We start from the raw sequence: 25,134 nt of genomic DNA, 5'->3' as shown, positions 1-25,134 counted from the left end.
GCGGGGCCGTTGGGTCCCGATAGATCAGGGGCGATTGGCCTGGTGGACCGGCGTTTCCCGTGGTGTGCTGGTAGTGGCGGGAAGGACCCGTTGGAGACGCGGAGAAGCGGCCGGCAGCCGTGCACCGCGCAATCCGGATCCGCGAGAAGTGGATGGCCCTTCCCGTCCTGTCATGCCGCGGCCGGGTCGGTGGCTCCGCGAGCAGCGGCGATCCGATGCCGGACGATCTTGTCCCGGTTCAGTTCAGGGCCGTCCGGCCCCGCCCATTGGCCCGATCGGCACTGGAGAGAGAGCGGGGCATGGGCGACAGTGGAAGCAGGAGCGGCACCGATCCCCCGCGGTGTCGCTCCGCGCCATGTCACTGCGTCCGAGCCGACAGGACACCAAGGCCGACGAGCAGGAAGCGACACACCCGCGAAGAAGTCAGCCATGATCCGTGATGATCACCCGGCACACCGGCGCATCGACCTCGACCGCGCCGAGGCGCTGCGGCTGCTCGGCAGCGTGTCCATGGGCAGGATCGTGTTCACCCGGCACGCCCTGCCGACCGTCCGTCCGGTCAATCACGTCCTCGACGGCGGCGACATCGTCATCCGCACCCACGAGGGATCGGCCCTGACCTCCCAGGCCCAACAGGCTGACAGCACCGGCGTCGTCGTCGCCTACGAGGCGGACGCCATCGATCCCGACACGCAGCTCGGCTGGAGCGTGGTGGTCACGGGCTACGCCCGGCTGGTGACCGACCCCAGCGAGCTGGTGCGCATTCGGTCGCTGCTGAAGCCCTGGGCGGCCCTGCCGGGCCTGGACCATGCAGTACGCATCCACCCCGACCTGATCACGGGGATCCTTCTCACGGCGAGGGGCGAGGTGCCGCAGGACGACTGACTCGTGCCCGTCCGGTTCCCGGTGGCAGGTCCAGGGCGCCGCCGGTGAGTTCGGAGACGGTCGTCTCCAGTGCCTCGGCCGGCGTCGTCGGCGCACGGGTGCGACCGGCGGCGGCCATCCGCAGCAGCGTGGGAGTGGAGCAGGTGTCGACCAGTCCGGTCGTGATGGTCACGTTCTGCACCGACTTTGGCGACGGTGTCGCCGGGGCGTACGTGGCCGTTGAGGACGCCCACCTCGTAGGCGGTCGGGAAGATGTCCGCGAGCGCGGGCCGTGCCGGGATTGCCGCGCACGTTCAGCTTGGGCAGCGCGGAGGGGTCGCGCTTGGGCCGACGGCCCCTCGACCGTCGGCCGAACGGTGCCCATCCCGGCCCGGCCCGATGCCCCTGAGCCTGCGTCCCGGGGCTGCACCGGTCGTCAGCCGGCCGCACCGACCCACCGGAGTCGAACTGCGGCAGCGGCCGGGCCAGTCGCCCCCGCTACCAGCCCATCGACCCTTCCCGCGAGACCACCGCCGCCGGACGATGAAGGTGCCGCGGACCTGCTCCTGGCAGGGAGCCCGGCGGCGTCCGCCCGAACGACGGACGAGGAAGCAGTCGGAGGGTGAGGCGAGGTGTCATGAAGGAGACGCTGTCCCTCGGCCGGATCGCCGGCGTGCGGGTCGGCCTGCACTGGAGTGTCCTGGTCATCGTCGCCCTGGTGATGGTCGCGCTGGCGCGCGGCCGGTTCCCCGAGGCTCACCCCGGCCACTCCGCCCTCGTGTACTGGGCCCTCGCCCTGCTGACCGCTGTCGTCTTCCTCGGCTCCCTGCTGGCGCACGAACTGGCCCATGCCCTGGTCGCTCGCCGCAACGGCGTCCACGTGGACGGCATCACGCTGTGGATGCTGGGCGGCGCCGCCCGCCTGCACGACGAGGCTCCGACACCGGCCGCGGAGCTGCGCATCGCCGGCGTGGGTCCGCTCACGAGCCTGCTGGCGGGTGGCCTGCTCGCGGGCGTTGCCGCAGGGCTGGGCGCTCTCCATGCGTCCGGGCTGGTGGTCGAGGCGTGCGTCTGGCTCGCCGCGATCAACGTTCTGCTGGCTGTCTTCAACGCGCTGCCCGCAGCGCCGCTGGACGGAGGACGGCTGCTGCGCTCCTACCTGTGGCACCGCACCGGCGACCGGCTGCGGGCCACTCGGGGTGCCTCGTCGGCGGGCCGGGCGCTGGGCTGGCTCATGGTGGTGATCGGATTCGTCGCCGTGCTGTACGGGCGGGACCTGTCTGGTCTGTGGCTCGCGCTGATCGGCTGGTTCCTCATCGCAGCGGCCACCGCCGAGGCCCGTCAGGCCGAGATGCGCAGCCTGTTGCGCGGTGTCCCGGTCAGCCGGGTCATGACTGCGGACCCGGTCACCGTGCCGGCCACGGCGACCCTCGCCGACTTCCTCGCCGAGGGCCCCTTCGGGCAATACCGCCACTCCGCGTTTCCGGTGCTGGCAGCCGACGGCTCGGTGAGCGGTGTGCTCACCCTTCGGCACGTCGACGAGACGCCGCTCCAGGCCCGTTCGACCACGACGGTCCACGAGGTGATGCCCCCCCTCGGCGACGTCGTCACGGCCGTTCCCGAGGAACCCGTGCTCGACCTGCTCCCGCGCCTGGAGGCGAGCCCCCTGCGCCGGGCGCTCATCCTCGACGCAGGCCGCCTCGTCGGCATCCTCACCATCGCCGACATCACCCGTGCCCTGGCCTGGCCTGCTGCGTCCGCCGCTCCCGGCTCTGGCGGGCCGCGCCGCGACCGCCCCGAACAGCCGAAGGAGACGTGATGACGGCTACGGAAGGCGTCTAGCACTCAGGTCAAGGCACTTGCCGCTCACGGAACAACGAACGGCCGGGGCCATCGACCCACCTGACTGACGGCGACCGACAGGCGAGCGGCTTGCGGGGTGAGCCCGGCGTTGCATCCTGGGAGCGGACGGCGGAGGACTGGCTCATGGCCGAAGGCTCGGGCAGGCGGATGTCAGGGAGGTCGTTCCTGATGCCCCAGCTCGGCGCCCTGTTCGTGCGCCGACGCGGCTGGCTCCGGGCCGATCTGATCGCGGGCGTGACGGTGGCCGCGTACCTCGTTCCGCAGGTCATGGCGTACGCGGGAGTGGCCGGTCTGCCACCGGTCGCCGGGCTCTGGGCGATCCTTCCGGCGCTGGCCCTGTACGCGCTGTTCGGTTCCTCGCGGCTGCTGTCGGTCGGCCCCGAGTCCACTACGGCCCTGATGACGGCCACGGTGGTCGGCCCGCCGGCCGCCGGCGACCCGGGGCGCTACGCGTCGCTCGCGGCTGCTCTCGCCGTCACGGTCGGGTTGCTGTGCCTGGTGGCCCGGGCGGTCCGGCTGGGCTTCCTCGCGGATCTGCTCTCCCGCCCGGTCCTGGTCGGCTATCTCGCGGGCGTGGCGCTGATCATGGCGGTGGACCAGGTGCCCAGGCTCACCGGTGTGCGGACGAACAGCACGGAGTTCTTCCCCCAGCTGTGGTCCTTCCTCCGGAATCTGACGCGCGTCGACCCGGCCACGGTGGCTGTCTCCGCCGCCGCACTGGTGTTCCTCTTCGTCGTCGCCCGCTTCTTTCCCGCCCTGCCCGGGCCGCTGCTCGCCGTGGTCCTGGCCACGGCTGCCGTCGTGGCCTTCGACCTCGACGGACGGTACGGCGTCGCGGTGATCGGCCGGGTGCCCTCCGGGCTTCCCGACCTGGCGCTGCCCGACCTGGGGGCCCTGCCGCGCCTGGTGCTGCCCGCGCTCGGTGTGCTGCTCGTCGCGTACACCGACCTCATCCTCACCGCGCGTGCCTTCACCGACCGTACGGACAAGACGACCGCACTCGACGCCAACCGGGAGCTCCTCGCCCTGGGCGCCACCAACCTCGGCGCCGGTGTACTGCACGGCTTCCCGGTCAGCAGCAGCGCCAGCCGTACGGCGCTCGCGGCCTCCGCGGGCGCCCGCAGCCAGGTGTACTCGCTGGTCGCGGGGGCGGCTGTGCTGGCCGTTCTGCTGTTCCTCAGCCCGCTGCTGACCCGCATGCCCGCGGCTGTGCTCGGCGCGCTCGTGGTCTACGCCGCCGCACGCATGGTCGACGTCCAGGGCTTCCGCCGGCTCGCCTCCTTCCGGCGCCGCGAGCTGTTCCTCGCCCTGGGCTGCCTGGCGGGCGTGCTCGCCCTGGACATCCTGTACGGGGTGCTCGTGGCCGTCGGACTGTCGGTGGCCGAGCTGCTGACCCGGGTGGCGCGGCCGCACGACGCCATCGAGGGGCTGGTGCCCGGGGTGGCGGGCATGCACGACGTCGACGACTACCCGCAGGCACGCACGATCCCGGGTCTGCTCGTGTACCGCTACGACTCACCCCTGTTCTTCGCCAACGCGGAGGACTTCCGGCGCCGGGCACTGGCCGCGGTCGACGAACAGACCGAGCCGGTTCGCTGGTTCCTGCTGAACACCGAGGCCAACGTGGAGGTCGACATCACGGCCCTGGACGCGGTGGACGAGCTGCGCCGGGAGCTCACGGACCGCGGCATCGTGTTCGCCCTCGCCCGGGTCAAGCAGGACCTGCTGGACGAACTGCGGGCGTACGGCCTCGCGGAGTCCGTGGGCGCCGACCGCATCTTCCCGACCCTGCCGACGGCGGTGGCCGCGTACCGGGCCTGGTGCCACGACCGCTGAGGTCGCGCGCCGGGCCGACGGGAGCCCGAACGGCTCACCCGGGGCCGAGGGACCCCTTTCCTACCCTCCCGTACCGGTTTCCTACCCTCCCGTACCGGCCCACGCTGGAAGCAGCAGGACCGCCCACCATGGACCTTAGGGGGTCAGCATGTACGGCACCCCGCACATCGTCAGCGATGTCATGACCCACACGGTCGCCGCCGTCGGCCGAAGGGCCTCGTTCCAGGAGATCGTGCAGCTGATGCAGGAATGGCAGGTCAGCGCGCTCCCCGTACTCGAAGGCGAGGGCCGGGTCGTCGGCGTGGTCTCGGAAGCCGACCTGCTGCCCACGGAGGAACTCCGCGGCAGCCCCGAGGAGGGTTACACACTGCTGCGCCCGCCCGCCGACGTGGAGAAGGCCGGTGCGGCCACCGCAGGGGACCTGATGTCCTCGCCCGCGATCACCGTCCGGGCGAACGCCGCCCTCGCCGAGGCCGCGCGGATCATGGCGCGCGAGAAGGTCAAGCGGCTGCCCGTGGTCGGCGAATCCGGTCTGCTGGAGGGCATCATCAGCCGTGCCGACCTGCTCAAGGTCTTCCTGCGCGACGACGAGGACATCGCCGAGGAGATCCGGCATGAGATCGTGTCGTGCCTCTTCTCGCCGCCGTCCTCGTCCATCCAGGTGGACGTGCACGACGGAGTCGCCACGCTGACCGGCAGGGTCCGTGACACCGCCCTGGTCCCCGTGGCCGCGCGCCTGGTGCGGGCCGTCGAGGGAGTGGTGGACGTGCAGTTCGACCTCACACGCGCGGCGGGTGTGCGGTAGGCGGTACCCCTTTCCTCCTGCGCGCGTGTGGTCAGACTGGTGGAGAGGGGACGACCACGTTCGGCGGCGATCACCATGTCCGACGTCACCACCACCGATCTCTACGAAGTGACCATGGCCCTGTCCTACCTCCGGGAGGACATGCGGGCCCCGGCCACGTTCAGCCTCTTCGTCCGTGATCTGCCGCCCGGCCGGGGCTTCCTGGTCGCCGCAGGGCTGGAGCCCGCACTGGACTTCCTGGCCGACTACCGCGTCGAGCGGGAGGATGTCGAGGAGTTCGCGGCCGCGCTGGACCGCCCGGTACGCGACCTCGAACCGCTCCTCGGTCTCGCCTTCGAGGGCGAGGTGCGCGCCGTCCCGGAGGGCCGTGCGGTGTTCTCCGGTGAGCCGTTGCTGGAGGTGACCGCACCGCTGCCGGAGGCCCAGCTCGTGGAGACGTATCTGCTGAACCAGGTCTGTCACCAGACGGTGGTGGCGTCCAAGGCGGCCCGCTGCGTCCTGGCCGCGGCCGGACGGCCCGTGGTGGACTTCTCGCTGCGCCGCACCCACGGCCCGTGGGCGGGCCGGCAGGCGGCCCGGCTGGGCGCCTTGGTGGGCTTCGCCGGCACCAGCAACGTCGCCGCCGCCACCGCCCTGGGCATCCCTGCCTCGGGCACCATGGCCCATTCGTACATCGAGGCGTTCCCCGGCGAGGAAGAAGCCTTCCGGGCCTTCGCCCGCAGTCATCCCGGCCCGGTCACCTTCCTTGTCGACACCTACGACACCGAGGAGGGCACGCGGATCGCGGCCCGAGTACTGAGGGACCTGGGGCTCGGTCCCGGCTGCGCGATCCGGCTGGACAGCGGAGACCTCGATGCGCTCTCGCGCCGGGCACGCGCCCTGCTGGACGCCGCAGGGCTGACCGACGTACAGATCGTGGCCAGCGGCGGACTCGACGAGTACGGCGTGGCCCGGCTGGTGCGCGCCGGTGCGCCGATCGATGTGTACGCCGTGGGCACGCGCGTGGGCGTGGCCGCGGACGCCCCGTACCTGGACGCCGCGTACAAGCTCGTGGAGTACGACGGCCGTCCGGTGATGAAGTTGTCCTCGGCGAAGGTCACGGCCCCGGGCCGCAAGCAGGTCTTCCGGCGCGCCGGGCGGCCCGACGTCATCGCCCTGGAGCGGGAGGAACCGCCGGACCCGGCACGGCCACTGCTGCGTACGGTGATGCGCGGCGGCCGTCGGACGGGGCCGCCGGACCGCTGGCAGGACGCCCACGACCGGTTCCGCGAGGACATGGCCGGCCTGCCCGACCCGGCGCTTCGGATCGAGGACCCCGAACCGGTCCGACCGGTGCAGTCCCCCGCTCTGGAGGAGCTGACGGCCACGGTACGCGCGGACATCGAGGCACGGTTCCGCCCGGACCGCCTCGGCACCGTCCGCCGAGGCGCCGTGAAGGGCCCTGCGAGGGGGCCGACGGGAACGAGGCGAGGACCCATGACCCCTGGAGCCCTGACCACGCCAGGTCTTCCATGAGATCGGCGGCGCGGTTCCGCGCCGCCGCAGGGGGAGGCGGGCGCGGGCGAGATGTCCGCTCCCGTACCGACGAGGAAGTGCGGCCGGATCGTGCCGAGTTCCGGACCCGAGGTGACAGGCGTCTTGATGCGGGCCCCGGTGGGCGGCGAGATCGTCGTACGCGGTACCACGGCTGGGGTAGTGGGCCGGGCCGGCGAGGTCGTGGGGCTCCACCGTCCCGACGAGCCGGTGGCTGGAGGACGCCGTGTCGCGGCCCGGTGATCGTCGGCCGATCGTGGTGGGTGTCGCTCCCGATCCCGGCTGGCAGGCGGCGCTGGCCTGGGCGTCCGACGAGGCCGTCCGCCGTCGGCTGCCGTTGCGTCCGGTCCACGTCGAGGGCGTGCCGGCCAGGGGCTACCGGGGGCGGGAGGTCCCGCCGTCCTGGGAGGAATGGAACGAGGCTCTGCACACGGCCGGCAAGCAGGTGCTCGTGGAACCGGCGGACTTCGTCACGGCGCGACATCCCCAGGTCGAGGTGGACGCTGTGCTTGCGGAGGGCGACACGAGGCCGCGTACTACGTCGTCGGCGTCGACGGCAGCGAACACTCGGCCGCCGCGGTCGGTGGCATTCGAGGAGGCGGACCTGCATGGCGCCGGAGTACGAGCCCTGTACGTCTGGGAGCCAGGTCCGCTGAGGATCTTCGACGAGTACGCCCCGCAACAGGAAGCCCTCCGGTTGCTCTCGGACACCGTGGCAGGCCGCCACGGCCGCTACCCGGAGGTGGGCCTGCACCACGAGGTGGTCGTCGGGCACCCCGTTCAGGTACTCACCGACGCCTCCGCCCACGCGCTGGGCCTGGTGGTGGGGACCCGGGGCCACGGAGGCTTCACCGGCATGCTGCTGGGCTCGGTCAGCCAGGGAGTGCTGCGCCACGCCCGCTGCCCCGTCATCGCCGTTCCGTCGAGGCCAGCGTGAGGCGGCCCCTTCGCTCGGACAGCAGCCTTCCGGGGGGGCGCCTCGGTGCCTACCGCGGCGCAAACGACGACGACCGGCCCGCTGGGCGGTTCGGGGAGAGGAGGTACGTGTGGCCCTCGCGGCCCCATTCCCCGTACTCAGGCGTCCGACCGGCGTCCATCGCCCGCAGACAAGGGCGACCGATGTGTGCATAGACCAAGCGTCCGATCCGGTTCCGGGCCGCTTCCGGGCCGACATCGCGCACGGGCGCATGTCCGCCCACTCCACCACGGAATCGGATCGGGCGGTCCCAGCCCGAGGCTTCCGCGAACATCAGGTCCGCGTCCGCCGCCCAGGACGGGAAGGTCCAGAACTCCGGTGCCCACACCGCCACCCCCAGCCCTCCTTCGATGCGGTAACCGCAGGTCGGATGGGAGGTGTGCGCGACCGGATGCGCGCGGATGCGCAACTCGCCGAGGTCCGCGTCCGCCATCCGGGGCGCCAGCCCGCGCTGCGCGGCGAGACGCCGCAGGGCTGAGCGGAGTTCGGCGTGCTCGTCGGTGACGAGCCAGGCGTCCAGCCGGCCCTCGGGCGGCTCCGCTCCGGGGCCGCCGTCGAACGCGACACGAAGGCGGCCCCAGGCCACCAGCAGGCCGGCCGGTGCGAAACGCGGAGACTCCATGGCACCCACGCCCAGCAGCGTGAGCCGGAGCCGAGGAGCCATTACGGTCACCTCCCGGGAACGTGACCCGGTCATCGTCTCAGGCATCCCTACCTTCTTTCATGCCATCGCTCCTGCTCCTCGCGGCGATTGGCGGGATCGAACCTGGCTACCCGATGAGTGATGCAGAAGGGGAAGCCTCCCTGCTGGTCCCGCTGGAGGTGAGGGGGATGCGCCACGAGGAATTCATCGGCCAGGTGCAGTCGCGGGCGCGACTGGACAGTCGTGGCGCCGCGGAAAGGGCAACCCGCGCGACGTTGGAAACGCTCGCGGAACGCATCCCCGCCGCACTGGCGGAGAAACTCGCCGCCCAGCTGCCGCATGAGATCGCGGAACACCTGCGGCGCATCGAGAGAGCGCCGGACGTTCCCACCGCCGGAACGCACATGAGCGGACACGAGTTCTTCGAGCACGTCGCCCAGCGGGAGGGCAAGAACTTCCCCAAGGCGGTTCACCACGCCCGCTCGGTGATCGAGGTGGTGGCACAGGCCGTGCAGGGCAGCGTGACCGAGAAGATCCGCGAAGCCCTGGACGACGAGCTGGCCGCCAGCCTCTTCGCCGGCAGCAGCGGCAGTCCGCCACCACGCCGGTCCGCCCACCACCGGCATCGGTCTGCCGGCCGCCCCCAGCCCACGCACCGGACGGAGGAATCCCCCATGACCGCACTCAGACTGGAAAGCCCCGCCTTCGAGGACCATCACCGCCTGCCGCCCCGGTACACCGAGGATGCCGACAACGTCTCACCGCCGCTGACCTGGTCCGGCGTGCCGGACGAGGCGACGGAACTGGTGCTGCTGTGCGAGGACGTCGACGCGCCCTCGGGCGGCTTCGTCCACTGGGCGGTGGTCGGCATCGACCCGCACAGCCAGGGCGTCGAGGCCGGCCGCACCCCGCCGGGTGGCACGGAACTCGTCAACGGCTTCGGCCGACGCGGCTGGGACGGGCCGGCGCCACCCCGCGGGGATCAGGCGCACCGCTACGTCTTCCACCTCTACGCCCTCGCGCAGCCGTGCGTCCTGCCCGACGCCCCCAGCACCCGGCAGGTCCGCGAAGCCGCGGAGAGGGGGGAACTGGGCGACAGCACGCTGGTGGGCCTCTACCAGCACTGACACGAACCGCGGCACGTGGCGGTCCGGCACCGGGGCTGTCGGCGGAACCGGGACCTTCAGGCGATCTGCGCGTCGTCGGGTCTGCTGGTGTGCACGGTTGCGGCGTCCAGCCGCCGCAACCGGTCCGCCCGCCGCACCCCACACACGCGCGCTGTCCAGCGGGCCCCTCGCGGCGGCTTCCGCACGGGTTCGCCTGTTTGCCGTCGGCATCGAACGGGCACCTCTGGCCGGAGCCCGAACGCGCCCGGGCTGTGACCCACGGCCGCGGCAGCGGCAGTACGAGCCCCGAAGGGAGGCATCGATGGTGGACGAGCCGGACGACCGCTTCGACGTGGCGGTGCTCGGTGCCGGCCCCGGTGGCTACGTCGCCGCGATCCGCGCCGCCCAGCTGGGCAGACGCGTGGCCGTCGTCGAGCAGAAGTACTGGGGCGGCATCTGCCTGAACGTGGGCTGCATCCCGACCAAGGCCCTGCTGCGCAACGCAGAGCTGGCGCACATCGTCACCCGCGAGGCGAAGACCTTCGGCATCCGCGTCGACGGACAGGTGTCCTTCGACTACGGCGAGGCGTTCCGCCGCAGCCGCAAGGTCGCCGACGGCCGGGTCAAGGGCGTGCACTACCTGATGAAGAAGAACAGGATCACGGAGATCGACGGCCACGGCACGTTCCTCGACCCGCACACCCTCCAGGTGTCGGGCTTCGACGGCGACACGCGCACGATCGGGTTCGACCACTGCGTCATCGCCACCGGCGCCACACCCAAGCTGCTGCCCGGCACCCGCCGTACCTCCCGCGTGGTCACCTTCGAGGAGCAGATCCTCGCCGAGGAGCTGCCGCAGTCGATCATCATCGCGGGCGCGGGCGCGATCGGCGTCGAGTTCGCCTACATCCTGCACAACTACGGCGTGAAGGTCACGATCGTCGAGTTCCTGGACCGCCTCGCCCCGCTGGAAGACGCCGAAGTCTCCGCCGAACTCGCCAAGCAGTACCGCAGGCTGGGCATCGACGCACTCACCTCCACCCGAGTCGACGCCATCGACGAGTCGGGCCCCCGGGTCCGCGTCACGGTCACGGGCAACGACGGCGCCCCGCAGGTCCTGGAGGCCGACAAGGTCCTCCAGGCGATCGGCTTCGCCCCCAACGTGACCGGCTACGGTCTGGAGAACACCGGCGTACGGGTCACCGAGCGCGGTGCGATCGACGTGGACGGTCACTGCCGTACGAACGTCCCGCACCTCTTCGCCATCGGCGACGTCACCGCCAAGCTGATGCTCGCGCACGCGGCCGAGGCGATGGGCGTGATCGCCGCCGAGACACTCGCGGACGCGGAGACGATGGAGCTCGACTACGTGATGATCCCGCGGGCCACCTTCTGCCGGCCGCAGATCGCCAGCTTCGGCTACACCGAGGCGCAGGCACGCGAACTGGGCTACGACGTCGAGGTGGCGAAGTTCCCGTTCACCGCGAACGCCAAGGCGCACGGCCTGGGCGACGCCACCGGCTTCGTGAAGTTGATCAGCGATGCGCAGTACGGCGAGCTGATCGGCGGGCACCTCATCGGCCCGGACGTCACCGAACTGCTGCCAGAGCTGACCCTGGCACAGCAATGGGACCTCACCGTCCATGAGGTCGCCCGCAACGTCCACGCGCATCCCACGCTCGGCGAGGCGGTCCAGGAGGCGATTCACGGCCTGGCCGGACACATGATCAACATGTGACGCGCCATCCGAGTCGACGGACGCCGGGAGGAACGCATGCCGGAGTTGCCGGACGTCGAGGGCTTTCGGGACGTGCTGAACTCCTGCGGCCGAGGGCGACGCGTCCGGCACGTCGAAGTGCGGGATACCGGCGTACTACGCGGGGTCACCGCGAAACGCCTGCGGCGGCAGGTCGAGGGGCGGCGGCTCGGCCGGCCGCGCCGCCACGGCAAGTTGCTGGTCGTCCCCGTCGGCGACGGCCCGGTCCTCGTCTGGCACTTCGGCATGACCGGAGAGCTGCTGTGCGCTTCCGCGGACGACCCGTTGCACGCCCATGACCGGGTCGTCCTCACACTCGACGGCACACGGCAGCTGCGCTACCGCGACCAGCGCAAGCTCCAGGGCGTACGGCTGGTCGAAGGGCCGGCCGCAGTGGACCGCATCCTGGCCGGTCTGGGCCCCGACGCCCTCGCCATGGAGCGTCAGGATTTCCTGGCGTTGCTCGCCGGGCGGCGGGGCGCCGTCAAGGGCGTACTGATGGACCAGTCCGCCATCGCCGGCCTCGGGAACCTTCTCAGCGACGAGATCCTCTGGCGGGCGCGGGTGGTCCCCGGGCGACCGGCACGGGACCTCAGCGAGGGCGAGGCACGTGACGTGTTCACAGCGATGCGACGAGTGCTCGCCTCGTCCGTACGCGCCGCCTGCGTGCCGCCACGTCGTACGTGGCTCACCGGCCGTCGCGACGACGACGAACCGGCATGCCCGCGCTGCGGCAGCCACCTGCGCTCGCGCCGCATCTCCGGCCGCCGCACCGTGTGGTGCCCACAGTGCCAGCGTTGAAGCGCTGGAGCGACAGACCGAAGGGATGGCGTTTTTCCGGTCGGCGACGCGCAGGCGCGGGCGCGGGGTCTGCCACTGGTACTCACCTTCTTCGGGCATGTCCACCAGTCAGAAATCCGGGACGTGCGGGTGGACACGCGCGATCAGTGGTGGGAGGAACGGTGAGATCACCGTTGCCCCGGCCGCGGCGGTCAGGGCGATGGTCCAGGCGATCGGGCCGAGGGGCGTGCAGCCGAAGAACTGGCTCAGGACCGGGGTCTGGACGACGGCCGCCAGTGCGGCCAGAGAACCGAGGGAGGAGATGACGATCGCTCTGCTGCGGCCGCCGACCAGGAGGGTCTGGCCGAGCTGCGCGCCGACGAGCGCGACCAGGGCGACGGTGCGGGCGCGGGTGGCACGGCCGGTGAAGCGCGCGGCGAGCCAGCCGGCCGTGGCGCCCAGTGCCGTGGCCACCGCTCGGCACACCATCTCCTCGGTCAGAGCCGTGCCGAGCGAGACTTCGGGTCCCTCGCGGAGCATGCGCTCGGCGGCCTCCGGCCGCGGGGGGCGCAGGGCGACGGCCATGGCCGGGGCGAGGTCGGTGAAGAGGTTGACCAGCAGGAGCTGGCGGGCCGTCAGGGGCGAGGTCCCGGTGGCGGCCGCGCCGAGGAGGGTGAAGGCGATCTCGCCGAGATTGCCGCCGACCAGGATCGCCAGGGCCTGCCGTACGGAGGCCCACATCGCGCGGCCCTCCACGAGCGCGGCGAGCACCGTCTCCAGCCGGTCGTCCGTGACGACGAGGTCGGCCGCCGCACGCGCGGCGGGAGTGGCCCGCGTACCGAACGCGATCCCGATGTCGGCGAGCCGGATGGCGGGCGCGTCGTTGGCGCCGTCGCCGGTCATCGCGACCGTGCGGCCCAGGCGCTGGAACGCCTGCACCACGCGGACCTTGTGCACGGGGGTGCCGCGGGCGACGACACCGACGTCGGGCAGCAGCTTGTCGAGAGCGCGGTCGTCCAGGTCGTCGAGTTCGGCTCCGGTCACCACCCGTCTGCCGTCCAGGACGCCCAGTTCGCGGGCCATCGACTCGGCGGTGCCCGGGTGGTCTCCGGTGATCATGACGATGTGCACCCCGGCGTCCGCGAGCCGGCGCACCGCGTCGCGGGCCGTGCCGCGCACCCGGTCGGCGAACGCGAGGAAGCCGAGGAAGTCGAGGCCGTCCACCGTCTCGTCGGTGAGTTTGCCGCCGGGGGCGTCCCGGAGTTCGGCGACCGCGAGGATCCGGTGGCCCTTTGCGGCCAGCTTCTCGCCCGCCGCGAGGACGGCCTCCCTGCCCTTGCGGTCCAGGCGTCGGCCACCGCGGGTGGCACAGCGCTCCACGACCTCCTCCGGCGCCCCCTTCACCGACAGGACCCGGTGCCGGCCGCAGCGGCCTCGCGTCGCGTGGAAGCCACGGCTGGGTTCGAACGGCAGGCTGGAGGTGCGCCGCCAGCCCGATGCGGCCGTGGTACGGCTGACTCGCGTCTCCTCGGCGCCCTCGGCCACCGCGCCGTCGGTGGCGTGTTCCAGTTCCCCGCCGTTGTGCGGGCGCGGTGTCGCCCGCAGCGCCGCGGCGAGGACGGCCCGCTGCTCGTCCTCGAGCCGTTCGAGGGGGCGGCTGTGCCCGTCGGCGGCGACGGCCACGAGGGAGATCCTCCCCTGGGTGAGGGTTCCCGTCTTGTCGAAGCACAGGACGTCGGCGCGGCCGGCCGCCTCGATGGTACGGGGGTGTCTGAGCAGGGCCCCGCGTGCGGAAAGCCGTCTGGCGGAGGCGAGTTGGGCGGCCGAGACCAGGAACGGCAGTCCTTCGGGCACGCTGGCCACGGCCAGTCCGACACCCGCGCCGACCGTGTCCCGGGCGGGGCGCCCGCGCAGCATGCCCGCCGCCACCACGGCCGCGGCAGAACCGAGTGCCACCGGCAGCGTCGTACGGGTGATCCGGGCCAGTCGGCGTTCGACCCCGGCGGAGGGCGCCGCGCCCCGTCCGCCCGCTGCGGCGCGGCCCGCCTCGGTGGCCGTGCCGGTCGCGACGACGACCGCGCGGCCACGGCCGGCGGCCACGGTGGTGCCCTCGTAGACCATGGACGTACGGTCCCCGAGGTCCGAGGCCAGAACGGGCGCCACGCTCTTGGCCACCGGCAGCGACTCGCCGGTCAGCGCGGATTCGTCGACTTCGAGGTGGTGCGCCTCCAGCAGGCGTCCGTCGGCCGGCACCACGTCACCGGGGTTCAGGTTCACCACGTCGCCCACGGCCAGTTCCTCGGCGGGGGCGACGGTCTCCTCGCCGTCCCGCACCACGTTGGCCATCACGGCCGACTCCCGCCGCAGCTGGGCGACGGCGCGCTCGGTCCGGTAGCGCTGGAAGCCGCCGAAGAGCCCCGACACGGCGGTGACCGCCACGATGACGACGGCGTCGAGGACCGCGCCCACCGACGCCGACATGGCCGCGCCCGCGCCGAGGACGGGCGTCAGCGGGTTCGCCATCTCGGACAGGTAGGCCCGGCCGAGCGATGTCCTCGGTGCCGGTTCGCCGGTGGTCGTGGCCCGCGCCCTCGCCTCCTCGGCCGTGAGGCCCTCGTCGCGGCCACCGGCCCTGGCGAGCACGGTGGCCGGGTCCATGGCATGCCACGGGCGCCGCGGCGTGGGCAGGGGCGAAGGGCGCCGCAGCAGCCGTGCCGCCGCCCAGACACCTACCGCGATGCCCAGTGCGGCCGCCGCGTTGAACGCCGTCACGCCCCGGGCGGCCGGGCGCCGCGCCCGTCCCGCCAGCACCGCCGTCGCGCCGACCGCGGCCGCCGCCTGGGCGAGCCGTACGCCCCGGCGCGCGGTCTCCCGGGCGGTGCGGCAGGCCTCCACGATCACCACGGCCGAGGCGGGGTCGCCGTCCAGGTACAGGTCCGCGCCCCAGGGCGGTGTCCCCTGCGGGTCGGCGAGGCCCACACCGACGTCGGCGGCCAGGAGTGCGGGCCGGTCGTGCGAGAGCAGCAGCACGCCGTCGCCGTCGCGCTGCAGGGCCCGTACGGACGCGAGCAGCCGGTCGTCTCCCGCACTGACCGCGTCGGCCTCCCGCACGGACGCGTCGGAGGTGTGCGCACCCGCGGCCACGATCTTCAGCCCGGCCGCATGGGCTGCCGGGACGAAGGCGCTCGCGGCGTCGTGCATCTCGGGCAGCACGGAGATCACGGCGAGCAGCCGCTGTCCGTGCGCCAGGCCCAGCACGAGCCGCGCGCCCTCCTGCCGCAGCCGCTCCCGGGCCCGCTTGCCCGTACGTCCCTGCAGCGTCAGGTGCTCGACCGGCCCCAGCACCCACTCCCCGTCCCGCTGCACGCTCTCCGGGGCGGAGCCGTCGAAGAGCCGGTGGGCCGTCGCGGCGAATTCACCCGCGGGCGCGTCCTCGTCGAGGGCGACCAGATCGGCCGGCCGATGGGCGCCGGTGGCCAGCGCGTCCGTGTCCAGCAGCACGGTGCCGATCCGGTCCAGCCTCCGCAGCGCCCCAGGGTCGGCCACCACGATGCCTTGGCGGGCCAGACCCCGGCCGAAGGCGCAGGCGAAGCCCTCGCGCGCCAGCGGCGGCGCCTTCGGGATCGCCGCCAGCGCCGCACCGAGGGCCCGCCCGGGGCGCCTGGTGACCAGCAGCGATCCGACGAACGACGCCGCCGCCACGCCGAGTGCCTGATCGGCGTAGCGCTCGATCGGCCCCGGCTTGAGCGGCGCCTCGCGGGGAGGCGGCTCGGGCGCCGTGCGATGGGCCCCTGCATCGGCGCTGCCTGCGAGGCGCGGCTCGGCCGCGGCCCAGGCGGCGGCCTCCGCGTCGGCCTCCCGCACCCGCAGCGCATGCCGCAGCGCGTCCACGCCGACCCCGGAGAGACCGCCGGAGCCCGCCTGACCCAGCGCGGTGAGCGAGGCCAGGAGCAGTCCGGCGTTGTCGGTGCCGACGGCCTGCTCCACGTGACGCCGCAGCCGGGGGTGGGCCTCGACGAGCGGGGCGAGCGCGGCGATACCCGCGGGGATGGGGGTGCGGCGCGTCAGACCGGCCAACGCCGCCAGGGGTGCGGCGGCCACATGCAGGGCCATGGCCGCGCCGGAACGGCGGACCGTCCCGCCCGACACAGGATGCTCGGGCAGCGGATGGGCGACGCCGTGGGCCTCCTCCACCGCCTCGACCGCCTCGATCAGGGCGTCCGCGATCGTTTCGGTCTCGAACGGGCCCTCGGTGCCGACGACGGCGTGACCGAGGACGGTGTTCACCACCGCCCACTCCACCGACGGCAGGGCGGCGAGGCACCGCTCGACGTCCTCGGCCAGCTTCTTCGCCGCGGACTCCGGCAGGTCACCGGGGCGCAGACCCCGTACGGCGACGTGCGCGCGCCGTCCGAAGAACCGGACGCGCGCCCGGGCCTCGTCCTGCAGCGCCCCGGCCGCGCAGGACACCGCAGCCCGCAGCAGTCCGCGTCCCGGCAGTGCCACGCGCATCACCAGCTCCCTGCGGTCCGGCACTCACCCCGCGTGCACGGAAAGGCCGCCGTCCCCTGTTTTCCATGGCAACGCTTTCCCCGCGCACACGCCACCGGAAGCGCGCGAGAATTGAAGAGGCACACCACACCGACTCCGATGGAAGGAGGAGGGGGATGGCCAAGACAGCGGAGAAGACGCAACAGGAAACCCATGCGGGCGACGGCGCAGGTCTGCACCTGCACATGCGCACGCTGCATCCTCCGGTGCCGATTCCGTACCTCACCAAGGAAGAGCTGACGAGCACGGCCCGGGCGGCGACGGCAAGACTGCCCGGTACGCCTGCCGCCAAGGATCTCGCGTTCTACGGAGGCCTTGCGGCACTGGCCGTCGCGGATGTTCTGGAATGGCCCATCGCCCTGGCCGTCGGCGGAGCCACCTGGCTGCTGCGCAGCGGACGGAAGGAGAAGGAAGGGAAGGAGGAGAAGCAGGCCACAGGTGCCCGGACATAGGCGTCCAGACGTAGGTTCGGCGCGCGGTGGCGTGAGCGCTACCGGGCGCCGCAGTGTTACGCGGCGGCCGGTGCGAAGGCCGTGCGCAGAGAGCGTGCGTAAGTGGTCCACAGCTGCCACACGAGGCGCAGGATGATCGCCTCGACGAGCGCAACAGCGATCTTCATTGCCACGGCTGCCAGTATCTCGGCCATGTCGGCTGACTTTCTGTACGCGGATACGGGTGTCTGAAACCAGACAATGCAGCCTTTTCCTGCGCCTTGGGTGCCTCCGAGGAGTACTTTCGCCATCTCCCAGGTGAACAGATGGTGACGGCGTGGCGGTGGGGGCGCCCCGCGCTGATGACGACTCGACCCTTTTCGGTGTGGACGCGCACTATGGAAATAGACCCGAATGCCACACTTTCGCGGAGGTGAATCGCGATGACGCTGCCTGTACGACACCGGCCCGGCAGCCTGCTGGAGCGGTCGTTCCCCGCCTTCGGATGGGGTGAACCGGTCGCCGCGGAGTTCGACGAGCTGTTCGAACGCATGAAGGGACTGCTGGAAGGCGCCGCCACCACTCCTGCCGCGTTGGCCTGGTCTCCGGCGGCAGACATGCGGGAGACCGACAGCTCCTACGTGATCGAGGCGGAACTGCCCGGAGTCAAGCGCGACGACATCGACATCGAGATGAGCGAGCGGGAGCTGCGCATCACCGGCGACTACAAGGAGCGGGAGCGCGAGGGCATAGTGCGCCGCAGCACCCGCCGCACCGGTCACTTCGAGTACCAGGCCGTCCTGCCCACCGACGTCAAGTCGGACGAGGTGAGCGCGACCCTGCACGACGGCGTTCTGACCATCACCGTGCCCAAGACCCAGGCCACCAAGCCGCGGCACATCGAAATCACCGGGTCCTGAGCGGCCCGGTCCGTGCGTCGCGATGCCGTCGCACCGAGGCCAGGGGAGCCTTCCGATCGGCTCTCCTGGCCGCCGTGCAACGGCCGATCGGCCGGCGCCGGGAAGACGGGCTTCGAGAGTGCCCTCAGGAGCGGAGCATGAGACTTTCTTTCCTCGAACCCCTGTACAAGCAGCCGGGCCCGTTCGCCTCGGTCTATCTGGACACATCCCGCGACAGCGTCATCGAGGATCCCGACGCGGCCATAGAACTGCGCTGGCGGCACCTGCGGGACGCCCTGACGTCCGAGGGAGCCGATCAGGACTCCCTCGCCGCGGCAGCGGAGGCCGTGGGCAGCGACACCGACATCCCCGGCACCCACGGGCAGGCGGTGTTCACCGCGCACGGCCGACTGGCCCTGCTGGACGAGCTGCCCCTCCCGCCGGCACGGGACACCGCGCACTTCGGAACGCTGCCGGACACCCTGCCGCTGATCGTCCAGCACTCCCCCGAGATCCCTTACGTGGCGGCGTACGTCCACTACAGCGGCCGGCACTCCACGGAGGCCCCGGGCACGGTGCGGATCGAGGCCGAGATCGGCACATGGCCCCTGACCAGGGTCACGCCAGGGCACCGCCTCGACGAGGAGATCCCGGTGACCGACTGGCTGAACGCCGCCGAGGTGATGGGCCAGGAGCTGGAGGGCCATGCACGGCGCATCAACGCCGAGGCAGTGGTGGTGGCGGGAGACGTGTGGGCCCGCGGCATTCTCGTCCGCCGGCTTCCCACTCCCCTGCGCGGACGGGTCATCACGATCGAGGGCGCCGGCGAGTCCCGACCCCGACGGGCGCTGCTGGAACACCGCCTCGAAAGCCTCTTCGGCGGACGCATGGCCGAGCACGACCGGTCCCTGCTGGCGACCTTCCTCGCCCAGCGCGCACACGACGGAGCGTCGGCCGAAGGCCTCGCCCCCGCCGTGTCCGCCCTGCAACGCGGTCGGGTCAAAGCCCTCTTCCTCAACAACCACCCCGAGTCGCCGCTCCGCCTGTGGGCCGGCCCGGAACCGGGCCAACTCGCCCTCACCAAGCAGGAACTGCGCTCCTACGGCATCCAGGACGTCCGCGAGGAACGCGCCGACGCAGTCCTCACTCGCGCCCTGGTCGGCACCCGGGCCGAACTCGTCCTCGTGCCCGAGCAGCAGGTGAGGCTGCACGAGGGCGTGGGCGTACTGCTCCGCTACACGGAACCGGAACCGCGCGGGTGACCACGGCGCATCCGGGAGCCCGGTGAGCACGGGCGTTGGCGGCGCGAGGAGGCCGTACGGCCCGCGTGGAGCCCTCGTGGCGCGCGGCCGGACCGGGCTCGACGCGGTGGCCGACGAGGCAAGCGGCGGGCAAGATCCACGCCTTCGTCGAAGAGCGGGCGACCAATCGAGGAGCGGAAGCCGAACAGCGTCGCCGGCGCGGCCTGAATCGGCCGATACGGTGGCCGGCGGCCAGTGCCCATACATGGGACTCGGCACCTGCCCGTGCGCGAAACCCGATCGCCCGGCCCAAGCCATCTCCTCACACACGGCGAAACCCTCGACCCGCCGTCCGACGGCATACAGCGCGTACCGATACGCGGGCAGGGCATCGACAAGCAACTCACTTCTGTTGGGCTCGCCTGCATCGATACGCCGAGCCGTGGCAGCCGCCTCGGCGTGACGCGCCAGCCGCACCTTCAACTTCGGCAGCCTCCGAATCGGCTGCGGCTGTGGCCGGTCCCGCGAGTCCACAGGGACAGATCGCTGCTCGTCGCTACGGCAAGAGTCTGCCCGGAGGGCGAGAAACCAGCGGCACGGAACGTGGAGTAGTTGGAATGGAAGATGTGCCACCAACGCTCCCCGTGAGGACCGGAGTGGGGCAACCTGCCGTCGCGGGAGAGCAGTACACGCTCGTGGGGCCAGAGGGGGGTAACGACCTCCAGCGTCCAACTGTCTTCCGTGGTGGTGTGCAGTCCCCCTCCGAAGAGCCCGGCGATGCGCACCCTGCTTCCGGCGACCGGTCCCAACCCGGGACACGACAGATCGGGATCTGCGTCGGGGGTGCTGTCCTCGGGGTCAGGGTCACGATCCCGCGCGATCTTCTCGCCCGTAATGGCGTCGAAAAGACCGTGACCGTCCTGCGAGACGACCATCACCAAGTCCTGGCCGGTGCCGGGGTGCGAGGCGAAGCCGATCCCGAGCAGCCCGCCGACCGGGGCGTACGCGATGCGCTGCCAGGGGTCGGGCGCCGGTACTACGGGGGCCGCGAGGAGCCTTTGCCGCATCGCCTGCTGGTACGGGGAAAGCTCCGACTCAGGGCTTGGCCGCTCCACCGGAGGTTCGTTCTTCGTCCACTTCGTCATGCAGCCATGATCCAGACTGCGGCGGGTTCACCCAACAGAGTTGATACAGACCAGGGGCAGCACCATGTCACTGGAGTCTGTGAACGCGGCCTGATGACCCATGTCAAACCGCGCACGGCGATCCGCGCTCGCAGGTCGAGAAGCGCGTCGGCCCGCCACATCACGGCCCACGCCTTCCACGCCGGCTTCCCCGTGTGGTCCATGTGGCCCATGCATTCGCTGTGGGCGCGCGACCTCCCCCCAGAAGCCGACGAGGACCACGAACGCACCCCTCCGCTGCTCAGCCGGTGTGCCGGTCCGCGGAGAGCAGCCACTGCCAGCGTCGGCGTTCCGTGACGAGGGTGGCGGCCACGAGGAGAGACACGAGGACTGCCGCATAGATGGGCCATACCGACCATGCGGCGATCGCGGCAGCAGCGAGCTGGAGCAGCACGAGCAGGATCGTGACCGTACCCGAGACAGGGATGATCACCTGCGCCTTGTCTCCCGGAGTGGAGAAGACGGTCGGGAGGCCGATCAGTAGCATCACCGCCAAGACGGCGAGCAGCCATGAGTACGTGGACAAGGCCCAAGGGGTGGCCACCCAGGCGACGAGTTCCGCAGCGAAGCGCAGGACGGATGCGATGCGGTCGTCCGGTCTCTCCATGTTTGCCCCCCAAACTGTGTCGACCACCAGCAGGAGATATTACGACGAGTCACCCGACACCGAGGCCCAGCAAGCGAATCGGCTGAGCATACGACGTGCAGGGTCTCGGCCCTGGAGTAACTCGTTCAGGATCTCGGCATCAGGATGGGTAAATCCGCCTGGGTCCACATGCTGCCGATCATGGGCGGCTGTCTGCGCAGTAGATCGTCCGTCAGCGGTTGATCTCGAGGTTGGTCGGGACGAGCAGGGCGCGCAGGTGGGCCAGGACGTGGTCGTGGCGGGCGGCGGTGATGTCGTGGGTGCTGCCGGGCCGGGCGACGGATATCCAGATCAGACGGCTCCTTTCGTCGGTCAGAGCGGGGAAGTGCAGGCCGTGACGGCGGTGCTTGCCGGAATAGTTCCGACGGTTGGCCCTTCCCGTGCGGCGCTGGGTGGGAATGAAGGTGCCGTCGATCAGGACGACCTCCCCGCCCCGCACGGCAACCTTCTTCAAGGCGCGGTCCAGGCGCGGGGCCTGCGCGGCGAGCAGAGCAATCAGTTCGTCGCGCCAGCGGCGGACGGTGGACTCGGAGATGTTGTTGCCGCCGGCCAGGTCGGCCGGGCGCTGATCGTGGCGCAGCACGGCCAGGACGATCACCGCGATCTTCCCCGGGTGGCAGGATCCGCCACCGGGACCGGATCGCCTTGAGGTGGGGGCGCAGCAGGTCGGCGAGGTGGTTGACGGTGCGCGTGGACAGCAACATGCGGCACTGGTACACAAGCGGGCAGGTGTCCTCGGCGTGCTCTTCGGTTCTCTGCACACAGTGCCCAACGGCCGCCGGGAACACCCCGGTTACGCCCCCGTCCCGCCGCCGTCGGCGGCGCCCCCGTCACAGGCGGGTAGTGAACGAACCGTCCGTCGGGCAGTTTCCGCAGCCACTCGCGGTCGACCATCCTGATCAGCATTCCGCGCAGCGGCTCCGGCTTGGCCCGCACGCTGACGTCCACCCCCACCATCTCGCCGACCTGGCGGGCCATGACCGGCCGGGTGGCCTGCCGCACGGCCGCGAGGATCCGCTGGTAGTCCGCCGGGAGCGCGGTCTCCTCCACACCCGCCGCGCGGTGCGGGATCGTGCCAGGTGCCCCCGAACCGTTTTCACAGTGCTGTCCGTTGTTTCGGCGATTCAGGGAACCGGAAGACGCTGTAGATCAGCATCGCGCACCCGAAGGCGTAGGTATACACACCGGGACCGAGAATATCGGGGTCGGCCGTGACGGTCATCAGTACGACCAGCCCGGTGCTGAGGGTGGTGGTGAGAGCGTGCAGATACCGGGGCCAGCGCGGCACGGGAATGGCGCGGGTGCGGCGCGACATGAACAACGCTGTCGCGCAGGTGCCGGCGCTGAGCGCAGCGGCCATGGCGTATGGCCAGGAGCCATCGGACAGGCCGGTCAGGGCGGCGTGTCCGTTGACGGCGGGCAAGACCATGGCGAGTGCCAGGGCCGCGATGGCAATCCAGAAGGGGAGGGTGGTGCGGTGGTGTGCTGGGGGGAATGCGGTCGCGGTCGGTGCGGCGGAAGCAGCAGCCGGTGTGGCCGTCACGGTGACGGGCGCCGGAGGGGGAGCGGGCTGTGGCGGGCCGGTTGGGGTCATCGGGGCGGGCGCGGTGACGGTGATGGGTAGCGCGTGGGCGACCGGGGCGGGTAGCCAGGGGGCGGTCTGGGGGGCGACCTCGGTGGGCGGGTGGCTATCGGCCGGTACCAGGGCGAGTTCTTCGAGGAGTGCGGCGACCGCCGGGCGCCGGGCGGGGTCCTTGGCCAGGCAGCGGGCGATGATCTCCAGTCCCGGCGACGGCAGTTGGGAGAGCTCCGGCTCCTCATGGGCGATACGGAAGTTGAGCGACTGCGCCGAGCCGGTGCCGAACGGGCCGGTGCCGGTGGCCGTGTATGTCAGCACGGCGCCCAGGGCGAACACGTCGGTGGCCGGTGTGACAGGCTTCCCGGTGAGCTGTTCGGGAGCCACGAAACCGGGCGTGCCCACGATCATCCCGGTGCGGGTGAGGGCGGTGACCTCGTCCGCTACGGAGATCCCGAAGTCGACCACCCGGGGTCCGTCCGGGGCGATCAGGACGTTGGAGGGCTTGAGGTCCCGGTGGATCAGACCTGCCGCGTGGATGGCCTCCAGCGCCTCGGCCAGGCCGGCGCCCAGCGCCTGCACCGACTGCACCGGCCAGGGGCCGTATGACGCGACGGCCTCGTCCAGCGGCAGGCCGGGCACATAGGCGGTGGCCAGCCACGGGGACGAGCTGTCGGGGTCGGCGTCGACCAGGGCGGCCGTGAAGAAGCCGGTGACCTCCCGCGCCGCCGCCACCTCCCGGGCGAACCTGCGGCGGAAACCGGGATCCTCGGCCAGTTCCGGCCGCACCACTTCCAACGCACCCAACTGCGCAGCCCGGCACCCGACTTGGCCACGTGCGCCGCCGCGTTCTGCGGACGGTGACAGGACTACCGCCTCCGGCCAAGGCTGGCTCGGCCGCGCCAAACCTCCCCTGTCTCCCTCCGCTTGGTCGCCCCTTCCTGACTACGGAGAGCCGCGGTTCACGGAAGTTGAGCCAGAACCCGAGTTTGGGCAGCACTCGAAGCTCTGCAGACATCGAGCAGTTCATGGCTTCGGGCAGCGCGGGCCCCTGCCGGGGGTCTGGCAGGGGCCCGCGGTGTAGAGAGCCGAGGAGGGCCGGGACCTGTCCCTGATGGGCAGCATCCTGGCCGACACGGCTTACCGTCTGCTGGTGGCCTGACGGCCCGGCGTCACTTCAGGTGTCGGGTGAAGAACTGGGCCGCGGCGTCCCCCGCGAACTGCGGGACGCCGGTGTGCCCGCCCATGTTGGCGTGCAGGGTCTTCTCCTTGGAACCGAAGGCGTCGAACAGGTCCAGGGCCGCCTGCCGGTCGTTGCCTTCGTCGTCCCACTGCAGCAGGACATGCAGCGGAATGGTGACCTGGCGGGCCTCCTCGAACATGGCCCGGGGGACGAAACTCCCGGCGAACAGAACGGCGGCCGAGATGCGCGGCTCGACCACCGCCAGCCGGGTCCCGATGGAGATCACTCCCCCCGAGTACCCGACCGGGCCGCCGATCTCGGGCAGCGCGAGGAGGGCGTCCAGGGCTGCCTGCCATTCCGGGACCGACTGGTCGACCAGCGGGAGGACGAGGGCGTCGATGATCTCGTCGCTGACCGGCTCGCCGGCCTCTATCGCCCGGCGCAGATCGGCGCGAGCCTGCTCGGCGGCGGGCCAACGGGGCCGGTCGCCGCTTCCGGGGAGCTCGATGGTGGCCGTGGCGAAGCCGTCCGCAGCAGCGTGCCGGGCCCGGGCCACCAGCCGGGGGTACGTCTTGCGCAGCCCGAGAGGAGGGGGGCCGATCAGGATCAGCGGCGCCGGTGCGGACGCGGATGCGGGCGTCCACAGGATGCCGGGGATCTCACCGAGGGTGAATGCGCGCTCGAGGACAGCGTCGTCGAGACGCTGTTCAGAAGTGAATTGCATGGTCGTGCCTTTCAGGAGTGCCATTGAACGGCGCTCCCGGACGACCTACCGCCCGACCGTGACCCCGGAGGGGAGCACCCATGTCGATACTGCGTTCACGGATACCACCTCCTCGTTCTCTCGCACGGCCTCCGGAAACGTAGCAGTGGCCGCCGCGGTTGCGCCAACGGGTTTTCGCGGAGGCTCCGTGGCCGGACACCACGGCGTCGGAGTCACGCCTGCCACTGGTCGGGAAGCGCATGTCCGCCACCGCTTCGAGCACCGAAGAACCGCCAGTCAACCGCTGACGGAGGGTGCATATCCTGGCCCACCTGCGCGCTGCCGGTCTCGGCGCCCTGGCCGACCTGGGCTTCCTCGGCGTGGACGACGACGGGGACGACCCCCGTGGTCGTCACCGGCTTCAAGTCCACCCGTGCCCGCAAGCTCGCACCCGCCGAAAGGGAGGCCAACCGCATCCTGGCCGCCGGACGCACCCCTATCGAACGCGGCTAATCTCTACCGCAGGCAGCCCACGACCAGCACAAGCACCCCGGAACA

At 71.7% G+C, this 25,134-nt stretch carries 21 protein-coding genes and 1 pseudogene; 13 read left to right on the top strand and 9 right to left on the bottom strand.

All coding sequences use genetic code 11. The annotated features are described in order from the left end of the window. Positions 1 to 429: 429 nt before the first annotated feature. Entirely contained in the window at positions 430 to 885 is a 456-nt protein-coding gene (locus tag ACZ5DS_RS38195; protein ID WP_468247956.1) for a pyridoxamine 5'-phosphate oxidase family protein, read from the top strand. Here ACZ5DS_RS38195 and ACZ5DS_RS38190 read toward each other — a convergent pair. Next, positions 851 to 1,057 (bottom strand): hypothetical protein, encoded by a 207-nt coding sequence (locus tag ACZ5DS_RS38190; protein WP_468248002.1) that lies wholly within the window; start codon positions 1,055 to 1,057, stop codon positions 851 to 853. The genes ACZ5DS_RS38195 and ACZ5DS_RS38190 overlap by 35 nt on opposite strands. A 444-nt stretch (positions 1,058 to 1,501) precedes the next feature. On the opposite strand from ACZ5DS_RS38190, the gene ACZ5DS_RS38185 reads away from it, so the two are divergent. The 5 genes from ACZ5DS_RS38185 (at position 1,502) to ACZ5DS_RS38165 (ending at position 7,838) form a co-directional block, all read left to right on the top strand. Further along, the gene (locus ACZ5DS_RS38185) at positions 1,502 to 2,683 is read left to right on the top strand and encodes a site-2 protease family protein (protein ID WP_468247955.1); all 1,182 of its coding nucleotides are present in this window, start codon (positions 1,502 to 1,504) and stop codon (positions 2,681 to 2,683) included. Positions 2,684 to 2,895: 212 nt separating this feature from the next. Further along, positions 2,896 to 4,563 (top strand): SulP family inorganic anion transporter, encoded by a 1,668-nt coding sequence (locus ACZ5DS_RS38180; RefSeq protein WP_468247952.1) that lies wholly within the window; start codon positions 2,896 to 2,898, stop codon positions 4,561 to 4,563. 148 nt (positions 4,564 to 4,711) lie between these two features. Then, positions 4,712 to 5,368: a CBS domain-containing protein gene (locus ACZ5DS_RS38175; protein ID WP_468247950.1), complete on the top strand. Its 657-nt coding sequence runs from the start codon at positions 4,712 to 4,714 to the stop codon at positions 5,366 to 5,368. A gap of 75 nt (positions 5,369 to 5,443) precedes the next feature. Then, complete coding sequence (locus ACZ5DS_RS38170) at positions 5,444 to 6,883, top strand: nicotinate phosphoribosyltransferase (RefSeq protein WP_468247948.1); 1,440 nt, start codon at positions 5,444 to 5,446, stop codon at positions 6,881 to 6,883. Between the two features lie 244 nt (positions 6,884 to 7,127). Next, positions 7,128 to 7,838 carry a universal stress protein gene (locus ACZ5DS_RS38165; RefSeq protein WP_468247946.1) on the top strand — a complete coding sequence of 237 codons (711 nt, stop codon included), beginning with the start codon at positions 7,128 to 7,130 and terminating at the stop codon, positions 7,836 to 7,838. A gap of 49 nt (positions 7,839 to 7,887) precedes the next feature. On the opposite strand, the gene ACZ5DS_RS38160 is transcribed toward ACZ5DS_RS38165, so the two are convergent. Beyond that, positions 7,888 to 8,541: an MBL fold metallo-hydrolase gene (locus ACZ5DS_RS38160; RefSeq protein WP_468247944.1), complete on the bottom strand. Its 654-nt coding sequence runs from the start codon at positions 8,539 to 8,541 to the stop codon at positions 7,888 to 7,890. A 59-nt stretch (positions 8,542 to 8,600) separates the two neighbouring features. Between ACZ5DS_RS38160 and ACZ5DS_RS38155 the strand changes: the two are divergent. The 4 genes and pseudogenes from ACZ5DS_RS38155 to ACZ5DS_RS38140 form a co-directional block, all read left to right on the top strand. After that, positions 8,601 to 9,023, top strand: a pseudogene (locus ACZ5DS_RS38155) (DUF2267 domain-containing protein); the annotation flags it as partial. Between the two features lie 171 nt (positions 9,024 to 9,194). Beyond that, on the top strand, positions 9,195 to 9,647 hold the full coding sequence (locus tag ACZ5DS_RS38150) for a YbhB/YbcL family Raf kinase inhibitor-like protein (protein ID WP_468247996.1): 453 nt from the start codon (positions 9,195 to 9,197) through the stop codon (positions 9,645 to 9,647). Positions 9,648 to 9,951: 304 nt separating this feature from the next. Beyond that, complete coding sequence (gene lpdA, locus ACZ5DS_RS38145; protein ID WP_468247993.1) at positions 9,952 to 11,364, top strand: dihydrolipoyl dehydrogenase; 1,413 nt, start codon at positions 9,952 to 9,954, stop codon at positions 11,362 to 11,364. 36 nt (positions 11,365 to 11,400) lie between these two features. Next, positions 11,401 to 12,183, top strand: a complete 783-nt coding sequence (locus ACZ5DS_RS38140) for an Fpg/Nei family DNA glycosylase (RefSeq protein ID WP_468247942.1) — start codon at positions 11,401 to 11,403, stop codon at positions 12,181 to 12,183. Between the two features lie 108 nt (positions 12,184 to 12,291). Here the strand turns inward: ACZ5DS_RS38140 and ACZ5DS_RS38135 are convergent, their stop codons facing one another. Further along, a complete protein-coding gene (locus tag ACZ5DS_RS38135) occupies positions 12,292 to 16,674 on the bottom strand; it encodes a cation-translocating P-type ATPase (RefSeq protein ID WP_468247939.1) in 4,383 nt (1,460 codons plus the stop codon). Between the two features lie 155 nt (positions 16,675 to 16,829). Between ACZ5DS_RS38135 and ACZ5DS_RS38130 the strand changes: the two genes are divergently transcribed. Then, positions 16,830 to 17,165, top strand: coding sequence for a hypothetical protein (locus ACZ5DS_RS38130; RefSeq protein ID WP_468247937.1), 336 nt, complete (start codon positions 16,830 to 16,832; stop codon positions 17,163 to 17,165). Between the two features lie 56 nt (positions 17,166 to 17,221). Here the strand turns inward: ACZ5DS_RS38130 and ACZ5DS_RS38125 are convergent, their stop codons facing one another. Continuing rightward, entirely contained in the window at positions 17,222 to 17,359 is a 138-nt protein-coding gene (locus ACZ5DS_RS38125; protein ID WP_468247935.1) for a hypothetical protein, read from the bottom strand. Between the two features lie 228 nt (positions 17,360 to 17,587). On the opposite strand from ACZ5DS_RS38125, the gene ACZ5DS_RS38120 reads away from it, so the two are divergent. Continuing rightward, positions 17,588 to 18,064 carry an Hsp20/alpha crystallin family protein gene (locus ACZ5DS_RS38120; RefSeq protein WP_468247932.1) on the top strand — a complete coding sequence of 159 codons (477 nt, stop codon included), beginning with the start codon at positions 17,588 to 17,590 and terminating at the stop codon, positions 18,062 to 18,064. Between the two features lie 137 nt (positions 18,065 to 18,201). Continuing rightward, positions 18,202 to 19,305, top strand: coding sequence for a baeRF2 domain-containing protein (locus ACZ5DS_RS38115; protein WP_468247931.1), 1,104 nt, complete (start codon positions 18,202 to 18,204; stop codon positions 19,303 to 19,305). 458 nt (positions 19,306 to 19,763) lie between these two features. Here the strand turns inward: ACZ5DS_RS38115 and ACZ5DS_RS38110 are convergent, their stop codons facing one another. The 5 genes from ACZ5DS_RS38110 to ACZ5DS_RS38090 all read right to left on the bottom strand — a co-directional run bounded on the left by ACZ5DS_RS38110 (position 19,764) and on the right by ACZ5DS_RS38090 (position 24,597). Next, positions 19,764 to 20,429, bottom strand: coding sequence for a hypothetical protein (locus tag ACZ5DS_RS38110; protein WP_468247929.1), 666 nt, complete (start codon positions 20,427 to 20,429; stop codon positions 19,764 to 19,766). 280 nt (positions 20,430 to 20,709) lie between these two features. Next, a complete protein-coding gene (locus tag ACZ5DS_RS38105) occupies positions 20,710 to 21,075 on the bottom strand; it encodes a hypothetical protein (protein ID WP_468247926.1) in 366 nt (121 codons plus the stop codon). 211 nt (positions 21,076 to 21,286) lie between these two features. Next, the gene (locus ACZ5DS_RS38100; protein ID WP_468247924.1) at positions 21,287 to 21,712 is read right to left on the bottom strand and encodes a transposase family protein; all 426 of its coding nucleotides are present in this window, start codon (positions 21,710 to 21,712) and stop codon (positions 21,287 to 21,289) included. 498 nt (positions 21,713 to 22,210) lie between these two features. Next, positions 22,211 to 23,497 (bottom strand): serine/threonine-protein kinase, encoded by a 1,287-nt coding sequence (locus ACZ5DS_RS38095; RefSeq protein WP_468247922.1) that lies wholly within the window; start codon positions 23,495 to 23,497, stop codon positions 22,211 to 22,213. A 365-nt stretch (positions 23,498 to 23,862) separates the two neighbouring features. Continuing rightward, positions 23,863 to 24,597, bottom strand: coding sequence for a dienelactone hydrolase family protein (locus ACZ5DS_RS38090; protein ID WP_468247919.1), 735 nt, complete (start codon positions 24,595 to 24,597; stop codon positions 23,863 to 23,865). Positions 24,598 to 25,134: the final 537 nt, after the last annotated feature.

Source organism: Streptomyces sp. NPDC031100 (assembly GCF_055570785.1).
The sequence above is the reverse complement of the archived record's forward strand: the minus strand, read 5'-3'. Positions and strand labels throughout refer to the sequence as shown.

Coding starts and splice junctions, on each gene's coding strand:
- ACZ5DS_RS38195 (WP_468247956.1), top strand. CDS start 430: ATGATCCGTGATGATCACCCGGCACACCGGCGCATCGACCTCGACCGC.
- ACZ5DS_RS38185 (WP_468247955.1), top strand. CDS start 1,502: ATGAAGGAGACGCTGTCCCTCGGCCGGATCGCCGGCGTGCGGGTCGGC.
- ACZ5DS_RS38180 (WP_468247952.1), top strand. CDS start 2,896: ATGCCCCAGCTCGGCGCCCTGTTCGTGCGCCGACGCGGCTGGCTCCGG.
- ACZ5DS_RS38175 (WP_468247950.1), top strand. CDS start 4,712: ATGTACGGCACCCCGCACATCGTCAGCGATGTCATGACCCACACGGTC.
- ACZ5DS_RS38170 (WP_468247948.1), top strand. CDS start 5,444: ATGTCCGACGTCACCACCACCGATCTCTACGAAGTGACCATGGCCCTG.
- ACZ5DS_RS38160 (WP_468247944.1), bottom strand. CDS start 8,541: ATGGCTCCTCGGCTCCGGCTCACGCTGCTGGGCGTGGGTGCCATGGAG.
- ACZ5DS_RS38150 (WP_468247996.1), top strand. CDS start 9,195: ATGACCGCACTCAGACTGGAAAGCCCCGCCTTCGAGGACCATCACCGC.
- ACZ5DS_RS38140 (WP_468247942.1), top strand. CDS start 11,401: ATGCCGGAGTTGCCGGACGTCGAGGGCTTTCGGGACGTGCTGAACTCC.
- ACZ5DS_RS38135 (WP_468247939.1), bottom strand. CDS start 16,674: ATGCGCGTGGCACTGCCGGGACGCGGACTGCTGCGGGCTGCGGTGTCC.
- ACZ5DS_RS38130 (WP_468247937.1), top strand. CDS start 16,830: ATGGCCAAGACAGCGGAGAAGACGCAACAGGAAACCCATGCGGGCGAC.
- ACZ5DS_RS38125 (WP_468247935.1), bottom strand. CDS start 17,359: ATGGCCGAGATACTGGCAGCCGTGGCAATGAAGATCGCTGTTGCGCTC.
- ACZ5DS_RS38120 (WP_468247932.1), top strand. CDS start 17,588: ATGACGCTGCCTGTACGACACCGGCCCGGCAGCCTGCTGGAGCGGTCG.
- ACZ5DS_RS38115 (WP_468247931.1), top strand. CDS start 18,202: ATGAGACTTTCTTTCCTCGAACCCCTGTACAAGCAGCCGGGCCCGTTC.
- ACZ5DS_RS38110 (WP_468247929.1), bottom strand. CDS start 20,429: ATGACGAAGTGGACGAAGAACGAACCTCCGGTGGAGCGGCCAAGCCCT.
- ACZ5DS_RS38105 (WP_468247926.1), bottom strand. CDS start 21,075: ATGGAGAGACCGGACGACCGCATCGCATCCGTCCTGCGCTTCGCTGCG.
- ACZ5DS_RS38090 (WP_468247919.1), bottom strand. CDS start 24,597: ATGCAATTCACTTCTGAACAGCGTCTCGACGACGCTGTCCTCGAGCGC.